We start from the raw sequence: 16,482 nt of genomic DNA on the forward strand, positions 1-16,482 counted from the left end.
CTCCCTCTCCCCCGGGCCCGGCGCGGTGGAGCTGCGCGTCGCCGGGCTGCGGGTCTCCACCGGGGCCGCGCGCCGCCGGGCCGAGGTGCTGCGCGGTGTCGACCTGACCGTGCGACGGGGTGAGTGCGTCGGCGTCGTCGGCGTCTCCGGCACCGGGAAGACGACCCTGGCCCGCGCCGTCATCGGCCTGCACCCGTGGGACGACGGGACCGTGGAGCTCGACGGAGTGCCGCTGGCACCCTCGGCGACGGATCGCCCACCGCCGCAGCGCCGCCGGATCGGCTACGTCTTCCAGGACCCGTACACGTCCCTCAACCCGCGTCGTCCGGTCGGCGAGGCGGTGACCCGCGCCTACGCCCTCGCCGCGGGCGACGCGCGGGAGGCGGGGGAACCGGAGGGACCGGAGGAGTCGGGCGGTGAAGTCGCCGCGCTGCTCGCGGAGCTGGGGCTCGCCCCGGAGCTGGCGGCCCGCCGCCCCGGGCGACTCTCCGGCGGCCAACGCCAGCGGTTCGCCCTGGCCCGGGCCCTGGCCACGGCTCCGGACCTGCTGATCTGTGACGAGGTGACGTCGGCGCTGGATCCCGTGTCGGCCGGCGCGATCTGCGGGCTGGTCCGCGGCCTGGTCACCGAGCGCGGTCTCGCCGCCGTGTTCATCAGCCACGACCGGGGCGCCGTCAGCGCGGTGGCCGACCACGTCCGGGAGCTGCGGGGCGGGCTGCTCGCCGCCCCGCCGCCCGGGGCCTGACCGCGGCCCCGCCGCTCAGCCGTTCGCCCCCGTCGGCAGCTGGCTGCCGCCGGGCGCGGGGATCGCGGGCCCCCCGGGTACCGCCGCGCCCGCCGGGCCGTCGGCCGCCGCGGCGCGGGGGGCCGTCGGTACCGGTCGGACCAGCAGCAGCACCGCGACACCCGCCACCAGCGCGGCGACCCCGCTGATCAGGAAGACCCGATCGAGCCCGTCGGCGTACGCGGCGTGCAGGGCCTGGTCGACCGCGGCGCGCGCGGCCGCGGGCACGCGCGCGATGATCTCCGGCGCGCCGCCGCCGGACAGCGCGCTGGCGGTGGCCTGCGGGTCGTCGAACTGGCCGCTGTCGCTGAGCGTGGCCCGTGCCTGCCCGGCCAGGGCCGTGCCGAAGACGGGAACGCCGACCGCGAACCCGAGCTGGCGGAACGTGTTCATCGCGCCGTTGGCCATGCCCGCGCGCTCGGGGGGCGCCGTGGTGAGCGCGGCGGAGGCGAGGACCGGCGAGGCCAGCCCCACCCCGACACCGGTGACGATCAGTCCGGCCAGCAGCGCGGTCCATCCCGACGACGGTGCGATGACCATGTCGAGCAGCGTCCCGGCTCCCACGAACAGCAGGCCGGCCCCGATCGAGATCCTCGGCGGGACTCCGTGCAGCAGCCGGCCGCCGGCCCCGGCGACCACGAACGACATCCCCGCCAGCGGGGTGAGCACCAGACCGGCCTTCACCGGGTCGAAGTCGAGGACGGTCTGCGCCCACACCGACACGAACACCAGGTTGGCGAACGCCGCCCCGGTCAGGACGAAGCCGCCGAGCATGAGCGCGGAGAACGACGGGCCGCGGAACAGCCGCGGGTCGAGCATCGGCGCGCGCCGGCCGCGTTCCACCAGGACGAAGACCACCAGAGCCACGGCGGCGCCGATGAGGCACCCGAGGGTGACGAAATCCGACCAGCCCTGGTCACCGGCCTCGATGAGGCCGTAGATGAGCAGGGAGACCCCGAGCGTGAACGTGACGGTGCCGGGGATGTCGATGCGGCCGCTCGCCCGGTCCCGCGACTCCGTGACGGCACGCAGGGCGATGACGATGGCGACCGCGGCCACCGGCAGGTTGACCAGGAAGATGGCCCGCCAGCTGATGTGCTCGGTGAGCAGGCCGCCGACGATGGGGCCCAGCGCCGCGGCGGCGCCGTTGACCGCGCCCCACACCCCGAAGGCCACACCGAGGTCACGGCCGCGGTAGGTGGCGCTGAGCAGGGCGGCGTTGGTCGCGAACATGGCCGCGGCACCGAGCCCCTGCATGCCCCGGGCGGCGATCAGGAAGCCGATGTTCGGAGCCAACCCGCAGGCGAGCGAGGCCGCCGCGAAGACGACCAGCCCGAGGAGGAAGATCCGGCGGCGGCCGAAGAGGTCGGACGCCGAGCCGATCGCCATCAGCAGGGCGGCGAGCACCAGGACGTAGATGTCGACGGTCCACTGCAGATCGGTGAACGAGGAGTCGAGCGCGTCGGCCATGGCCGGCACCGCCACGCTGACGATCGTGACGTCGAGGAGCAGCATGAAGGTGCTCAGGGAGACCGTGAGCAGGGGTAGCCATTTACGCATGGGGAGCCGTTCTCGGGAGGGGCGAGGCGGCGCTCGGGCGTCGACCCGACGCGTCCCGCCGGCGGTAGCGGGAGTGACCTCGGGTTTACTGGTGGCCCGCGGCCGGGTGGGGAAGACGGGCGAGCGCGGCCTCGCCGGTGGGTGCGGTGCCAGGCGCCAGGCGCCAGCCCTCGGCTCCGCGGCGCCGCTGCCAGAAGGCGGCGTACCGGCCGCCGGTCCCGATGAGCTGGGCATGGGTTCCGGACTCGACGACGAGGCCCCGCTCCAGGACGAGAATCTGGTCGGCCGCCATCACCGTCCCCAGCCGGTGCGCGATCACGAGCAGCGTGCGGTTGTTCGCCAGCGCGGCCAGTGCCTGCGCGACGGCCTGCTCGTTCTCCGGGTCCAGCGCGGACGTCGCCTCGTCGAGCAGCACGATCGGAGCGTCCTTGAGGATCGCGCGGGCGATGGACACCCGCTGGCGCTCGCCGCCGGACAGGGCGCTGCCGCCCTCCCCGACCCGGGTGTCCCAGCCCTCGGGCAGCCGCGCGACGATCTCGTCGACCCGGGCCAGCCGCGCGGCCTCGCGCACCTGCTCGGCGCTCGCCCCGGAACGTCCGACCCGGATGTTGTCCTCGATGCTGCCCTCGAACAGGTAGACGTCCTGGAAGACCACGGAGATCAGCGACGTCAGCTCGTCGGGGTCGATCTCCCGGACGTCGACCCCGCCGATCCGCACGGCTCCCGAGTCGGTGTCCCAGAAGCGCGCGATGAGCCGGGTGACCGTGGTCTTGCCGGAGCCCGACGGGCCCACCAGCGCGGTCATCGTGCCCTCGGCCAGCCAGGCGGACGCCCCGGAGAGCACGCGGCGGCCCTCGTAGCCGAACACGACGTTGTCGAGCTCGATGCCGGTGCCCTCGGGGTGCCGGGGGGCCGCCGGGGTTGGCAGCGTCGGTAGGGCGAGCAGGTTCTCGATGCGCTCGAGGGCGCGGCTGGCCTTCTGCAGCTCGGTGCCCAGCGCCGCGGCCTCCGCGACGGGTTCGATGAACCTGGCCGCCAGGGCGAGCACCGCGAGCAGCGTGGGCGCGTCGAGCGAGCCGTCGAGCGCGAGGTAGGTGCCGAGGATGATGACCACGGTGAACGCGGCCTGGACCGCGACCGCGAAGCCGATCAGCCCCGGCACGGCCACGCTCAGCTGCCGGTGCCCGGCCGCCCGCTGCCGTTCCAGGGCCTCGTCGAGCGCCCGGGCGGCGGGCCCGGTCGCACCGCGGCCGAACACCCGCAGCACCCGCTGGGCCCGGGCGAACTCGAGCACCCGCCCGCCGGCGTCCACCTGGGCGGCGTCGCTGGCGGCGTCGGCCTGGTGGGCGAGCCGGGTGCTCCAGCGGTAGACCAGCGCGAGCATCGGGACGGTGAGCGTGGCGGCGAGCGCGAGCCGCCAGTCGAAGACGTACATCAGCGCGACGACGACACCGGGGGTCACGAATCCGGTCAGCAGCGGCCGCAGCAGGTGCGCGAACACGCCCATGACGTCCATGACGTCCCGCGTGGCGAGCTGGTTGACCGCCGCCGTCCGGTCAGCCGAGAACCAGCCGAGCGGGAGGCCGGCGACCCGGTCGCCGATGCGGTGGTGCACGGTGCGCGAGAGGCCGGCACCCGCGTCGGCGCTGGCCAGCAGGCCCACCCGGTGCGCGAACCCGTACCCCGCCGTCGTCGCGACGAGGGCCAGGATCCACGGCCAGACGTCATCCGGGTTGTCGCCGAGCAGCGCGCGCAGGATCGGCACCAGCAGCACGAAGGCCGCGCCCTGCAGGACGGCCGCGCCGACGAGCCAGCCGAGCAGGCTCCGCAGCTCGCCCCGGTGCTCCGGGCCGAGCAGTGTGAACAGCCTCCGGATCACCGGGCCTCCTCCGTTCCGGTCAGCGCGCCCGCGGCACCGCGAACGCCGGCAGGTCCCGGGGCAGGGCCGGGACGTGCGTGCGGGTCGGCGGCGCGCTCGTGCGCCGCCCACATCCGGGCGTAGACGCCGCCCGCCGCGACCAGCTCGGCGTGGGTGCCCCGCTCGGCGATCGCGCCGTCGTCGAGAACGACGATCTGGTCGGCGGCGACGATCGTCGCCAGCCGGTGGGCGATGACGAGCACCGTCTTCTCCCTGGTCAGTTCGGAGAGAGCGTCCTGGATGTCGGCCTCGGCCTCGGGGTCGGTGAACACCGTCGCCTCGTCCAGGACGATCACGGGGGTGTCCGCGAGCAGGGCGCGGGCGATCGCGACCCGCTGCGCCTCACCGCCGGAGAGCTGGCCGTCCTCACCGATGACGGAGTCGTAGCCCTGGGGCAGCTCACGGATGCGGCTGTCGATGCGCGCGGCCTGGGCGGCGGCGCGCACCTCGGCGAGATCGGCCTCCGGCCGGGCCAGCCGGATGTTGTCGGCGATCGAGTCACGCAGCAGGTGGGTGTCCTGGAAGACGAAGGCGACCCGGCGGTACAGCTCGTCGGGGGCGATGTCGCGCAGGTCGACGCCACCCAGCCGGATCGCGCCGCCGGTGACGTCGCCGAAGCGCGGCACCAGCGACGCGAGGGTCGACTTGCCGGAGCCCGACGCCCCGACCAGCGCGGTGATCGTCCCGGGGCGCAGGGTCAGGTCGATGCCCCGCAGGACCTCGGTCTCCCCGTCGTAGGAGAACCGGGCGTCCTCGAAGACGACGTCGTTGCCGGCCGGGACGGCGGGCTCGGCGGTGACGGGCAGCGGGGGCACGGCCAGCACGCCCGTCACGTTCGCGGCCGCCTGGTGGGCGGTGCGCATGTTGTAGATCCCGTAGCTGAGCGCGAGGATCGGCGCCGCGAGGCCGGCGCCGAGCAGCGCGAACGGCAGCAGGTCGACCGGCTCCATGCCGGCCTTCGTGACGAGCAGCGCGCCGCCGACGAGGACGGTGAGCAGCGCCACCACCGGGGAGAGCAGGATCTCCGAGATCGCGCGCAGGCCGATCGTCGAGGTGACCCAGCCCTTGAAGAAGGTCGAGTAGTCGTCGGCGGCCCGGGTGAAGCGCTCGTGCGCGCCGCGCGCCCGGCCGAAGATCTTCACGACGGCGATGCCGTCGACGAACTCGACCGTGCTGGCGCTGATGGCCCGTGTGGCCTCGCCGAAGGGCTGGAGCCGGGCGCCGACGGCCGCGAGGTTCCGCCCGTAGAAGTAGAGGCCGACGATCAGCGGAGCGAGGGTGATCAGCGCCATTCTCCAGTCGACCCAGAACAGGTAGGCCAGGGTCGTCAGCGGCACGACGGTCGCCGCGGTGATCTCCAGCCGGGAGTGCGCGACCAGGTGGTGCATGGTCGTCACGTCGTCCTGGACGGCCTTCTTGACCGTGCCGGAGTTGCGATCGGAGAACCAGCCCAGCGGCACCCGGCCGAGGTGGCTGACGATCCGCCGGCGGATGTCGAGCTGCAGCCGGTTGTCCGCGAAGTGGCTCACCCCGCCGGCCACGGCCAGCAGGACGAGCCGCGCGAACAGGGCCGCGACGCCGACCCAGGTGATCGTCCAGGCGCGCCCGTGATCGACCGGGCCGTCGTCGAGCAGGACGCGCCCCAGCTCGGCGGCGGCGATGAAGGGCACGACGCTCACGGCCGCGGAGACGGCCTGCGCCGCGGTGGCGAGCCACAGCCGGCCCCGGATGGGCCGCAGCAGCGCCGCCAGCGCTCCTCGATCTTCGTTCATGTGTCGACCTTCGCTAGATCGTCCAAGCCTTCGCTGAACAGTGTGCAACAGATGTTAGACACCGTCTAATAGCTTAGGCTGACCTTAGCCGATGGATGTTCCTCGCATCAAGACGGGGGCGCTCGAGCCCGGCGGTTAAGGTGACCCCATGGACCGGCCCAGCCACTCCGCACGATCGCGCCTGGCCGCCGGTCTGCCGCCGATGACGGCCGAGAAGATCGTGGACACGGCGCTGGAACTGACCCGCGGCCAGGGTCTCGACGGCTGGTCGATCCGCCAGCTGTCCGGAGCCCTGGAGGTCTGGCCCGGCGTCATCTACCACCACGTCGGCGACCGCGAGACCGTCGTCGACGCCATCACCGACCGGGTGATAGCCCTCATCCCCGTCCCGGACGCCGACCTGCCCTGGCGGGAGTGGTTCACCCGGCTGCTGCGCGAGGGCCGGGCGGTGCTGCGGGAGTTCCGCGGGGTCGCCCGGCGCGTCGTCCTGATCGGGCCGACGGTTCCCGCCGCCCTGCCCACGATCGACCGCGGCATCCAGGTACTGCAGCGCGCCGGTTTCGGCGGCGACGCGACCCTGGTCTACCGGTTCCTGCTCAACACCGCGTTCATGATGGTTGCGGCGGAGGACGACCGCGCCGAGCGGCCGGAGGCGCGCGGCAAGATGGCACAGGTCCTCAGTGACTTCCAGGACACCCCGCAGCCCGGCCTCGCCGCGGCCAGCGTCGACGCCCTCGCCCGGGCGCGCGACCCTCGGCCGCCCGCCGAGCTGGACGTCGAGTTCTTCGAGTTCACCGTGGCCCGTGCCCTCGACGGCGTCGCGACCTGGTTGGAGTCGTCGAGCGCCCCGCGATGACCGGCGGCGCGCACGGCCGGAGCCGGCGGCGCCCCGGCGTCAGGTCACCGACCCCGCGGCGAAGCCGGACTCCAGGCTCTCCTGCAGCCGGAGTGCCAGATCGGCGCGACGCAGCACCCCGAGCTTGCCGTAGGCGCGTTGCAGGTGGTTCTCGACGGTCCGGACAGACACGACCAGACGGGACGCGATCTCCCGGTTCGACAGCCCGACGGCCGCGAACGCCGCCACCTCCCGTTCCCGCGGGGTGAGCTCGGGGCCGGGAACCCCGTGCGACCTGGTCCCGCCACGCGTCGCCGCGGCACCGGCGGCGACGCTGACCTCGTCGGACGCCCAGGGCGGCAGCGGCCCCCCGCATCGGGAGACGAGATCGGCGCCGCGGACTCTCGCCAGCCGCCCGCTGCGGACCGCACCGCGCATCTGATACGCGGCGGCGGCCTGGACGGCGGCCTCGGCGGCCAGCGGCAGCAGGCACATGTCCTCGAAGCGGCGGGAGACGCCACTCAACGCGTCACCGTCGGCGCCGGCAAGGGCCCGGACATGAGCGGACCACGCCTGCGCCACCTCGGCGGCCCCGATCCGGGTGGCCAGGGCCTCACACCGGGCCACCACGGCGTTCGCGACGCCCAGCCGCGCGGCGAGGTGCAACGCCTCGACGGCGCGAACCATCCGCCCGGCGGCCACGAAACGGTCGGCCAGCTCCAGCGCGAGGGCGACGGCCCGCGCCCGGTCACCGGCATGCGCGTGCACGGCCGCCTCCTCGATCGTCACCCACCCGCGGGCGGTCGTGGAGCCGCCGGTCGAGGCCACCAGCGCACGGGCCTCCGCGATCGCCACCAGCGCGTCCGCGTGGGAGCCGGCCTCCGCGAGGGCACCCGCCAACTGGGCACGCGTCCAGCAACGGATGTCCGGGATGCTCGCGGCGGCGGCCGAGTCATCGGAGCGCCGCAGCAGGTCGACAGCCTCGGCGTTCCGGCCGGTCAGCCTCAGGTGGTGGGCCTCGACAAGCACGGTCAGCGGATCCCACATCACCCGGGACGGGCCGTCGGCCAGCCGGCGGCGCACCCGCCGCAGCGTCGCCGAGGCGTCGCCCATCCGTCCCAGTGCGACGCAGGCGGCCACCGTCGCCAGCCGGTGCGGCAGCCAGTGGTGATCAGCCCACCGGTCGAGTGCCGGCAGGCAGCTGTCCAGCAGCTCGAGGGCACCGGCCGCGTCACCGAGCTCGGTGCGCGCGACCGCCATGACCGGGACGGCCTCGCGCACCAGCGGTGAGTCCGCGTTCTCCCCCGCGATGGCGGACCCGACCAGCGTCAGCGCCTCCGGCAGGCGGTCCGCGAGCATCCAGACGATCGCCAGGGTGGCCGACAGCTTCGCCTCGTCCGCGGCGGGCACCGCGGAGCGGACGGCGGCGAGCAGCGCCTCAGCGTCGTCGATCCGGCCCAGCCCACCGGCCATGTTCAGCGCCCGGGTGCGGGCCAGCGCGGCCAGCTCCTCCCGGGGGGCGTGGTCACAGCCCGGCCCGAAGACGTCCTCGGCGTCCGAATGCCTGCCCTGCGAGCACAGGGCCCGGCCCAGCAGCAGCTCGATGCGGCTGCGGGAGAGGGTCGGCTCCCGCACCGCGATCGCGAGCCGGCACAGCCGTTCGGCGAACACGACGTCGCCGGTGCCCACCGCCCGTTCCGCCGCCGCGATCAGATGCGCCGGTTCGGGCATCTGACCCGCGTCGAGACGCAGCCGGACGGCCCGCAACAGGTCGGTGCGCCGACGCAGCCCCGTTTGTTCGATCGCGCCGGCCAGCCGGGCGCGCAGTCGCCGCGCGGTCAGCTCCGGCAGGGACGCGACCAGCACCTCGCTGTGCAACGGATAGAAGAGGCGCAGCTGGACACGGCGGCCGACTCCTTCGGCCACGATGATCCGGCGCCGGTTGAGCGACTCGGCCGCGGCGGCGAGCTCCGCCACAACGGGCAGATCGGCCTCGAGGGGCTCGGCGAGCGCCACCATGGCGACCAGCTCGACCTCATCCGGCGCGAGGTCGGCCAGCCGAAGCCGGACCAGGTCGGAGAGCCGGCCACCGCTGCTCGCGAGACCGGACCACCGCCAGATCCCGTCCGCCTGGACCAAGGTCCCCTCAGCCAGGGCGTGACCCACCAGCTCACACAGGTAAAGGGCATTGCCCCGGGTCAGGTGGTGCAGCCTGGCCAGCGTCGACTCGTCGACGGTGCCGCCGAGCCGGGCCCGGACCATCGCGTGCACACCGCTCTCGTTGAACTCGGCCAGGTCGAAACGTTCGGCGAGCCGCTCCATCCAGAGCCTGCTGACGCCCCGGTGCTGGTTCTCACCGGAGCAGACGGCGGCGACGAGAGTGACCCGGCCGGTGGCGACCAGGTGGTGCAGCATCGCCGCCGGCTCGGAATCCAACAGGTGCGCGTCGTCGACGCCGAGCACCACCCGTCCCGCCGTGCCGGCCGCCGGCGGGAACCGAGCGGGCGCTCGGTTCCCGCCGCCCGCCTCCGGGCCTCGGCGGGTACCGGAGAATCCGTGGTCCGGGCGTGCCGCGCCCAGATCCGCCGAGCCGAACACCCGCCGCGGGCGGGCATCCGGGCCCCCCGGCCGGTGCTCCGTGTCGCGAGGCCGAAAACCCCCGGTCGGACCGCCCTCGAGCGGATCCCCGCCCAGCAGGTCGAAGGTCGCCGAGAGCTCCGCCAGCAGCGAGCCGGGCAGGTCGGGATGGGTCCCGTGTGGAGCGTCGATCAGTCGGACCGGATCACCGGCTGTCGCCACCTCCGCCAGGGCGGTCCGCAGCAGCCGGGTCTTGCCCACACCGGGCTCGCCGACGAGAACGACGCTGGTTCCCCGCCGGACGGCGCCCACCACCGCGGCGAGCTCGGACGCACGGGCCGCCATCGGCCACTGCTGGTTGCTGACGGCGCGGTCCTCGCCGGGCGCCACCGGCCCCACGCCGCCGTCGGATTCTCGGGTGTCCAGGGCCAGCGAGCCAACCCGGTTCAGGAAGTCCAGTTCTTGACCGCCGGTGTTTCCCCTATGCACCGGTACACCGCGAGGTGCCCGCGATCATTGTGGCAAGCTGTCTCGACACGGTCAGAGCGGCGGCACGCCGGTTCCCCACGAACGGGGCTGGCGAATCCGGCCATCGTGGACGCAATAGTTTCCGCATCCTCGTCCCATCCTTGTCAAATTGTGTGCATCGAGATTCGCCGCGCCTGCCGGGACCCGCACCGGGTGCCGCCTGGAACATCGCTTTTTGATGCGCTGCAGCGGTGTGGTCAGAATGACGCCCTGAGGTTACAGATCATCTCCAGTGTCGACATCGGTGCTTTTGTTGCCGGCCGGGAACGACCTGGGCGGTCGTCCCGGTGGTCGCGACCGCTCCGTCACTCAGGCGGCGCCGTGACCGGAACGGCTCCGCCGTCCAAGCGCGCCCGCAACCGTCGGCCAGAGGTGCCGACCGGCGTCCCCGGCCCGACTCGACATGCCCGACAGAGGGCGGGTGAGCAGACAGAAGATCGCTTCACGGAGACGGGACGACTCCGACCTAGACAGCGTCTAACAACTAAGGCCAACCTAAGCCAGCGACCATCGATCGTCAAGAAGATCTGACAACCTTTACACAGGATCACAATGCCAGCACGATGCCAGGCACCAATATCACGGAACGCACATCGAGCCATACGCTCGGACTTCATCGACATCAGGAACATCACCGGGCCACTCGCCTCCCCCGGTCTGTCCGGAAGGCGACGAAGGCTTGTGTTCCACGCGAACCCCGCTACGCCTGCCGGCACGAGCCAGCCGGCACGAGCAGCCGGCCCCAGCACCGTGGCTCCGCGGGCCCGCCCGCGCCGGTGGAGCGGCCAACGCCCCGAGCACACCCGCGCCGGCCGCGGCCCCCACCGTGAACCAGCTCTCTTTCTCCGGGCCAGGACGCGGGCGGCGCCGTTTCAGCCACGCTCCGACAGGCGGTTCACCAGGGTAGCCACCCCATTACCCGCCAATCACCGCCAATCACCTGCGGCCCGGGCGGTATCAAGGACACGGGTAGGCTGCGAAGGCCGCTGTCCGAGATTCCGTGCTCGCGAATCCCGCCGAGAGCAGATGGCAGACGGCGGCAGGCAGATAAAGGCGAGCGGATCCGCGCCGGAAGAAATCGTGCCCCGCGCATACCCGAATGAGCCGCTGTTCCCACACCCTCGGGTACTTCGGCAGAAGGTGAGAGAAGCTCATGCCTGGCACGCGAACCGCGGCCCCGGAAAGCACCGCGACGCGGGTTGCCCTGTGGCGGGCCATGCACGTCCAGGTCGACCCGCGGCCGCACGTGTTCGAGGACGAGATCGGCCTTCGGCTGGTGGCCCCGGGCGACGACTGGCGCGCCCGCCCGGACATGGACCAGCACGCGACGCGCCGCACCCGGGCGTCCATGGTGGCCCGCGCCCGCCTCGTCGAGGACCTGGTCGCCGAACAGGCCGGCCGCGGTGTCAGCCAGTACGTCATCCTCGGAGCCGGCCTGGACACCTTCGCCCAGCGCCGGCCGGAGATCGCCTCGGGCCTGCGGATGTTCGAGGTCGACCAGCCGGGCCCACAGGCCTGGAAACGGCGGCGCCTCGCCGAGATCGGCTTCGGCGTCCCGGAATGGCTGCGGTTCGTCCCGGTCGACTTCGAGGTGGGGCCGTCCTGGTGGGAGCGGCTCACGGCCGCCGGCTTCGACCCGACGCGGCCGGCCGTCGTGGTCTGCGCCGGCGTCACCATGTACCTCACCAGGGACGCGACCACGGCCATGCTCCGCCAGGTCGCCGCGCTCGCCTCCGGCTCGACGCTCGTCACGACGTTCCTGGTGCCGCCGACCCTCGTCGAGCCGGCGGAGCGCGCCCTACGCGAGATGACGGAGAAGGCGGCGCGCGCAGCCAGGACCCCCTTCATCAGCTTCTTCACCCCGCCGGAGATGCTGGCGCTGGCCCGGGAAGCAGGTTTCGGGGAAGCCCGGCACGTGTCGGCCGGCGATCTGACCAGGCTCTACTTCACCGGCCGTTCGGATGACCTTCGGCCCTCAAGCTCGGAGGAGCTGCTGGTGACGACCACCTGACGACCCCGGCCGGCGGGCGCCGAGCCGAGCCGCTGGGCCGTCGGAGTCATCGCGGGGACTTCGGCGGTGGGCGCGCGCACCCTGGAAGCCGGCGCGCCGTTCACCGGAACGGCGCCGACCGCTGGCTTTCCCGCGTGATCCCTGGAGCTCCCGTGCCCGCTGTGCCGTATGACGTCAATGCGTCCCTGCTGCAGGCCGCCGCGTGCTCCGAAAACGAGATCAGCACGCTAATCAATTCACTCACCCTGGAAAGAGCCGCGCCGTCGATCCTCGACGAGATACTGGCCCGCCGCCTTCCCTGCGCGGACCTGGCCGGCACGGTCCTCTTCGAGCTCCGCCTCGGTCGGATGTCGGCGGAGCGCACGCTCTCCTTTCGCGACGGACGCGTCGAGGTGACCCGCAGCCGCGCCGACTCCCCCGGCGGGACGGGAACCCGGACGGTTATGACCCGACTCAAGGAGCTTCTCAACGGCCTGCACTACCCGGAGCACGAGGACACGTCGGTCTACCAGCCGCCCGCCACCAACCGGGGAGTCTCGGCCGTGCTTTTCTACCGGAACATAGTTTTCATCGAGAAAGGCCTCAACACCGAGATCGGACCACCGGAATGGACGCCACGCGTACCCGTATGACCCGGAACCGACGGCGCGCGAGGAACCGCATAACGGCCACCGCTGGCGATCAGCTCGTCCACCACCCGGTCCACGTGGCCCGGCCGGCGGTGACCGCCGACGACGAACACCCGCACACCGTCGATGACGGGCGGCCGCACCGGGACATGGTCTCCAGCCTCACCGAGGCGCAGGCCCCGGCAGCGCAGGCAACGAAGCGCCCAATCGGCGGCCACGGTCAGTCCTGCGGGCTAGATTCCCCTCGACGCCCGAGGCGGAAGGAACATGACATGGCGGAGCAGAGGAGCTGGGACATCGTCACCGGCCCCGGGCTGACGGCCCTTGGTATAGCCGCGTCCCGGACTGTGGAGTCGTCGATGCCCGACGCGCTCATCGACGACCGGTTCGGGGCCGCGTTCGTCCAGGCCGTAGCCTCACCCGTGCCGTTCCCGCTGAATTGGCCCGCCGAGGGCGAGCCGGTGACAGACCGGCAGGCGCTGTCTCTGCATACCTCCCGCTACATCGGCGTGCGCTCGCGGTTCTACGACGACTTCGTCCACGACGCACTTCGCGGCGGTGTCGGTCAGGTCGTTCTTCTCGCCGCGGGCCTGGACACCCGTGCGTTCCGACTGGGCTGGCCCGGCGACGTCACGCTGTACGAACTGGACCAGCCGCAGGTCCTCGCGTTCAAGGACGACGTGCTGCAGCGCAAGCAGGCGCAACCGGGCTGCCGGCGCGTCCCGGTCGGAACCGATCTGCGCGAGGAATGGCCGGGCGCGCTCATCGCGGCGGGGTTCACCCCGAGCGACCCAACCGCCTGGATCGCGGAAGGGCTGCTCGGCTACCTACCGGCGGCGGCCGAGGAACGCCTGATCCGGGAGATCCACCGGCTCTCCGTCCCCGGCAGTCGACTCGCGCTCGACCGCTTCGCCCACCTGGAGCGCCTCGCCTCCGACACCGCCACGCTGGACCAGCTCACCAGCCGGTCCGGGATCGAGGCGAGGGCCCTGTTCAACACCGAGACCCGCCCCCACCCCGCCCAGTGGCTACGCCCCAACGGCTGGACCATCCGCGAGGATGACGACCGCACGGTCGCCCACCGCTACGGTCGCGATCTGACCGACCCCTTCACCGGGAAGGCCACCCGGCCCTGGCTCGACACACAGTTCCTCACCGCCGAGCTCACCCGTACCTGACCCTCGAACGGAGCCATCCGCCCGGGTGGCGAGGAGCTCCTGGGAGTCGCTGAGGAACGGGTTCGGGAGCAGGACGGCATCATCTGCTCGCCGATGGCGTTGAACATCCGCAGCCCCCAGGAGACGGGCGCGCCGTCACCGCCGACTCGGCGGTACAGCTCGGCGCGGGCGCAGCGGCGGATCCGGCCGAGCTCCGGGCCGCTGGCGGTGTGCTCACCGATGCACAGAGGAAGTGCCAGGCCCCGAAGTCGACGGTGACGTAGCCGTCGTACACGCCGATCCGCCGCGGCGCGTACGGCGCCGCGACCTCCCAGGCAGTGCCATGCGCACAACAGTATCCCATTGGTCCGGGTGTCCAACAGGTACGGTTCGGCCATGTCGCCGCGTGTCCACGTCGCCTACCTACGCAGGAGTGTGATCAAGGGTGGCCGCGCAGCGGACATCCCCGCGCAGCGACGGCTGATCACCAGGTGGGCAGAGCGTGAGGGCATCACGATCGTCGCTTGGTTCGTGGATGCTTCGATCACGGCGAGCAAGAGCGACGTCAACCGCCCCGACTACAACCGGATGATCCAGTTCATCCGCGACGGCCACGCTAATTCGATCATCGCTGTGGAGGCGAGTCGAATCACTCGCCAGGTTCGCCAGGGGGAGGACATCGCCGATCTTCTCCGGTCGAGCCGTGGCGTGATCGTTATCCCGAATCAGGCGACCTACGATCCGTCCACCACCAACGGCTACGGCGACTGGTTGGGCCAGTTCACGGACGCCGTTAAAGAGTCGCTGGCGAAATCCAAGCGCGCGACCGATTGGCACGGAGACAAGAGGGAAGACCTCGATTACGCCGGAAGCCCGCCACCCTACGGGTGGGTGAAGGTCGTTCACCTCGACGGACACAACGTCGTGACATCCTGGGAGATCGAACCCGCCCAAGCGAAGATTATCCACGAGATTGCCAGCAGGATTCGCGGCGGCGAGGCTATCTACGGCATCTGTAAGGATCTCAACGCACGCGGCGTACCAGGGCCACGCTTTGCGAGAACCGGGCCGGATGAGGAGCTGCGCCGATCAACGTGGATTCTTTCGACGGTCCGGAACCTTATCCGTAACCCGAGGCTTGCAGGTTACCGCGCCGTTCGGGAAGTGGAGCCGGACGGTTCCCGGGGTACCTGGCGAATCCTGGGTAAGCCTAATCCGGACGTGGCGCGCAAATGGTTTGAACCGATCTTGACGGATGACGAATGGTCCGAAACGGTGGCCGCGATGCGGACGGGATCAAGCCGCAAGGCAACCGGCGGTCGGGTGAAAAACTTGCTCGCCGGATTCGTGGTCTGCGCCGAGTGTCGCGCCCGGTGCATCAAGGGCGATAAGCAATGGAAGCACCCTACGAATGAGGTATCACGCCGTCGCACAAAGGAGTGCAGTGCGCGGATGTCGATTTGGGATGCTGACCTTACGGCCCTGATCGAAGATCTTGTGTCTCGTCGTCTCGCGTCGGGCGAGTGGCGCGCGGACACACCTGGCGAGCCTGCCCTACTCGCAGAGGTCCGGCGGATCGAAGGGCAACAGGCTGAGATCGACGCTGCGGTGATCTCTGGCGAGATGGGCGCAGTTCATGCCGGGCGACTTCACAAGGCGCTAGACGAACGCCTGAGCGTGCTACAGCAGCAGATCGGCGCGACCCGCCGAACGGCCGTAGTCCTCGACCCGAACCAGGCCATGAGGCAGTGGAACGCGCCCGAACCCGAGCAGGGCACACCGGCATGGCAGGCATGGCTGACCGCCCGTCGCGTGGTCCTGGCGGAGTTGATCGAACGTATCGAGATCGCTCCCGGTCTACAGGGACGCGGGCCGTTCGATCCCGATCGCGTCCACGTGGCCTGGCGGAATGAGGAGAGCACCGCCTAGACGATCCCGTGCCGTCTCCGCATCACCCCTGCGACGGTCCGCATCACGCTTTGACTGACCGCAACACCCCATGATTAGGTCCGTCTACGGCCGTCCTGTCACCCCCCCCCGACAGGGCGGCCTTCTCTTACCCCGACACGCCCCTGCGGGGCTCCGTGGTCGACGTACAGCGCCGCCTGGACACGGTGACGGGGAGGACCCGCCGACGACGAGGTCGAGCGGTACGCGGCGATGCTGCGGCGGCAGGGTCTGAGCGGTCGCGGTTATACGGTCCGGCGTAGGCGCGCCGGTGTCGCAGAGTGCGGCACACCGATCTTCGAGATCGTGCTGTCGGTGCCGGGTACAGGCTCCGCCACCGCTTAACGCGCTGTACCTGGCCGCGTGCCCCCCGGATGGGACACGTCGGCATCTTCCCGAAGGCCCGTCTGATCTTGTGTCATCGTAGGTCGAGCAAGGACAGGCCGAGCACGCGGACGACAGCCTCCAAATGCCACGCCAAAGCCCCCACTGACCGACCGTGGGGCACGGGTGCCACCCGACCAAAAGGCAGCTAGCCGAAGTCCTGCGGCGGCGAACCCGGTTACTCGTGTGATCTTTCACGGATTGGCGTTCCCGCATGCCCGAATCTGCTGTACCCGATGTCGACGAGGTGGAATCGCCTCGCGATCAATGGCTGCGCCTGACCCAATGCCGTGAAGCGTAGTTTGATCTTGCTGGGATCTGGTCATGCTGCGCGTGGGGCGAGGGGGTGGAGCCGGATCGTTGGCGGGCCTGGGTGGCGG

At 71.7% G+C, this 16,482-nt stretch carries 10 protein-coding genes and 1 pseudogene; 6 read left to right on the top strand and 5 right to left on the bottom strand.

Annotation, left to right across the window (positions count from 1 at the left end; translation table 11 throughout):
* On the top strand, positions 1–745 hold a 745-nt coding region (locus tag FMEAI12_RS03700; RefSeq protein ID WP_146776631.1), incomplete at its 5' end, for an ATP-binding cassette domain-containing protein.
* A gap of 15 nt (positions 746–760) precedes the next feature.
* Here FMEAI12_RS03700 and FMEAI12_RS03705 read toward each other — a convergent pair.
* The 3 genes from FMEAI12_RS03705 to FMEAI12_RS03715 all read right to left on the bottom strand — a co-directional run bounded on the left by FMEAI12_RS03705 (position 761) and on the right by FMEAI12_RS03715 (position 6,034).
* The gene (locus FMEAI12_RS03705; RefSeq protein WP_112104976.1) at positions 761–2,344 is read right to left on the bottom strand and encodes an MFS transporter; all 1,584 of its coding nucleotides are present in this window, start codon (positions 2,342–2,344) and stop codon (positions 761–763) included.
* A gap of 85 nt (positions 2,345–2,429) precedes the next feature.
* Positions 2,430–4,223, bottom strand: a complete 1,794-nt coding sequence (locus tag FMEAI12_RS03710) for an ABC transporter ATP-binding protein (protein WP_112104977.1) — start codon at positions 4,221–4,223, stop codon at positions 2,430–2,432.
* Positions 4,220–6,034, bottom strand: a complete 1,815-nt coding sequence (locus tag FMEAI12_RS03715; protein WP_112104978.1) for an ABC transporter ATP-binding protein — start codon at positions 6,032–6,034, stop codon at positions 4,220–4,222. The genes FMEAI12_RS03710 and FMEAI12_RS03715 overlap by 4 nt, the downstream gene beginning before the upstream one ends.
* Positions 6,035–6,182: 148 nt before the next feature.
* Between FMEAI12_RS03715 and FMEAI12_RS03720 the strand changes: the two genes are divergently transcribed.
* Positions 6,183–6,890: a TetR/AcrR family transcriptional regulator gene (locus tag FMEAI12_RS03720; protein WP_112104979.1), complete on the top strand. Its 708-nt coding sequence runs from the start codon at positions 6,183–6,185 to the stop codon at positions 6,888–6,890.
* Between the two features lie 39 nt (positions 6,891–6,929).
* On the opposite strand, the gene FMEAI12_RS03725 is transcribed toward FMEAI12_RS03720, so the two are convergent.
* On the bottom strand, positions 6,930–9,935 hold the full coding sequence (locus FMEAI12_RS03725) for a LuxR family transcriptional regulator (protein ID WP_146776632.1): 3,006 nt from the start codon (positions 9,933–9,935) through the stop codon (positions 6,930–6,932).
* 1,192 nt (positions 9,936–11,127) lie between these two features.
* Here FMEAI12_RS03725 and FMEAI12_RS03730 point away from each other — a divergent pair.
* The 3 genes from FMEAI12_RS03730 (at position 11,128) to FMEAI12_RS03740 (ending at position 13,792) form a co-directional block, all read left to right on the top strand.
* Positions 11,128–11,985 (top strand): class I SAM-dependent methyltransferase, encoded by an 858-nt coding sequence (locus FMEAI12_RS03730; RefSeq protein WP_112104981.1) that lies wholly within the window; start codon positions 11,128–11,130, stop codon positions 11,983–11,985.
* A gap of 152 nt (positions 11,986–12,137) precedes the next feature.
* Positions 12,138–12,617: a hypothetical protein gene (locus FMEAI12_RS03735; protein ID WP_112104982.1), complete on the top strand. Its 480-nt coding sequence runs from the start codon at positions 12,138–12,140 to the stop codon at positions 12,615–12,617.
* 269 nt (positions 12,618–12,886) lie between these two features.
* Complete coding sequence (locus FMEAI12_RS03740) at positions 12,887–13,792, top strand: SAM-dependent methyltransferase (protein WP_112104983.1); 906 nt, start codon at positions 12,887–12,889, stop codon at positions 13,790–13,792.
* Positions 13,793–13,816: 24 nt separating this feature from the next.
* Here FMEAI12_RS03740 and FMEAI12_RS39690 read toward each other — a convergent pair.
* Positions 13,817–14,114: pseudogene (locus tag FMEAI12_RS39690) on the bottom strand (hypothetical protein); the annotation flags it as partial.
* Between the two features lie 53 nt (positions 14,115–14,167).
* Here FMEAI12_RS39690 and FMEAI12_RS03750 point away from each other — a divergent pair.
* Positions 14,168–15,700, top strand: a complete 1,533-nt coding sequence (locus FMEAI12_RS03750; protein WP_112104984.1) for a recombinase family protein — start codon at positions 14,168–14,170, stop codon at positions 15,698–15,700.
* Positions 15,701–16,482: the final 782 nt, after the last annotated feature.

Origin of the sequence: Parafrankia sp. Ea1.12 (assembly GCF_900465275.1) — a bacterium.
Classification (GTDB): Bacteria; Actinomycetota; Actinomycetes; order Frankiales; family Frankiaceae; genus Parafrankia; species Parafrankia soli.

Excerpts from the sequence above, each read along its gene's own strand:
- FMEAI12_RS03720 (WP_112104979.1), top strand. The coding sequence starts at position 6,183 with ATGGACCGGCCCAGCCACTCCGCACGATCGCGCCTGGCCGCCGGTCTG.
- FMEAI12_RS03705 (WP_112104976.1), bottom strand. The coding sequence starts at position 2,344 with ATGCGTAAATGGCTACCCCTGCTCACGGTCTCCCTGAGCACCTTCATG.
- FMEAI12_RS03730 (WP_112104981.1), top strand. The coding sequence starts at position 11,128 with ATGCCTGGCACGCGAACCGCGGCCCCGGAAAGCACCGCGACGCGGGTT.
- FMEAI12_RS03750 (WP_112104984.1), top strand. The coding sequence starts at position 14,168 with ATGTCGCCGCGTGTCCACGTCGCCTACCTACGCAGGAGTGTGATCAAG.
- FMEAI12_RS03740 (WP_112104983.1), top strand. The coding sequence starts at position 12,887 with ATGGCGGAGCAGAGGAGCTGGGACATCGTCACCGGCCCCGGGCTGACG.
- FMEAI12_RS03715 (WP_112104978.1), bottom strand. The coding sequence starts at position 6,034 with ATGAACGAAGATCGAGGAGCGCTGGCGGCGCTGCTGCGGCCCATCCGG.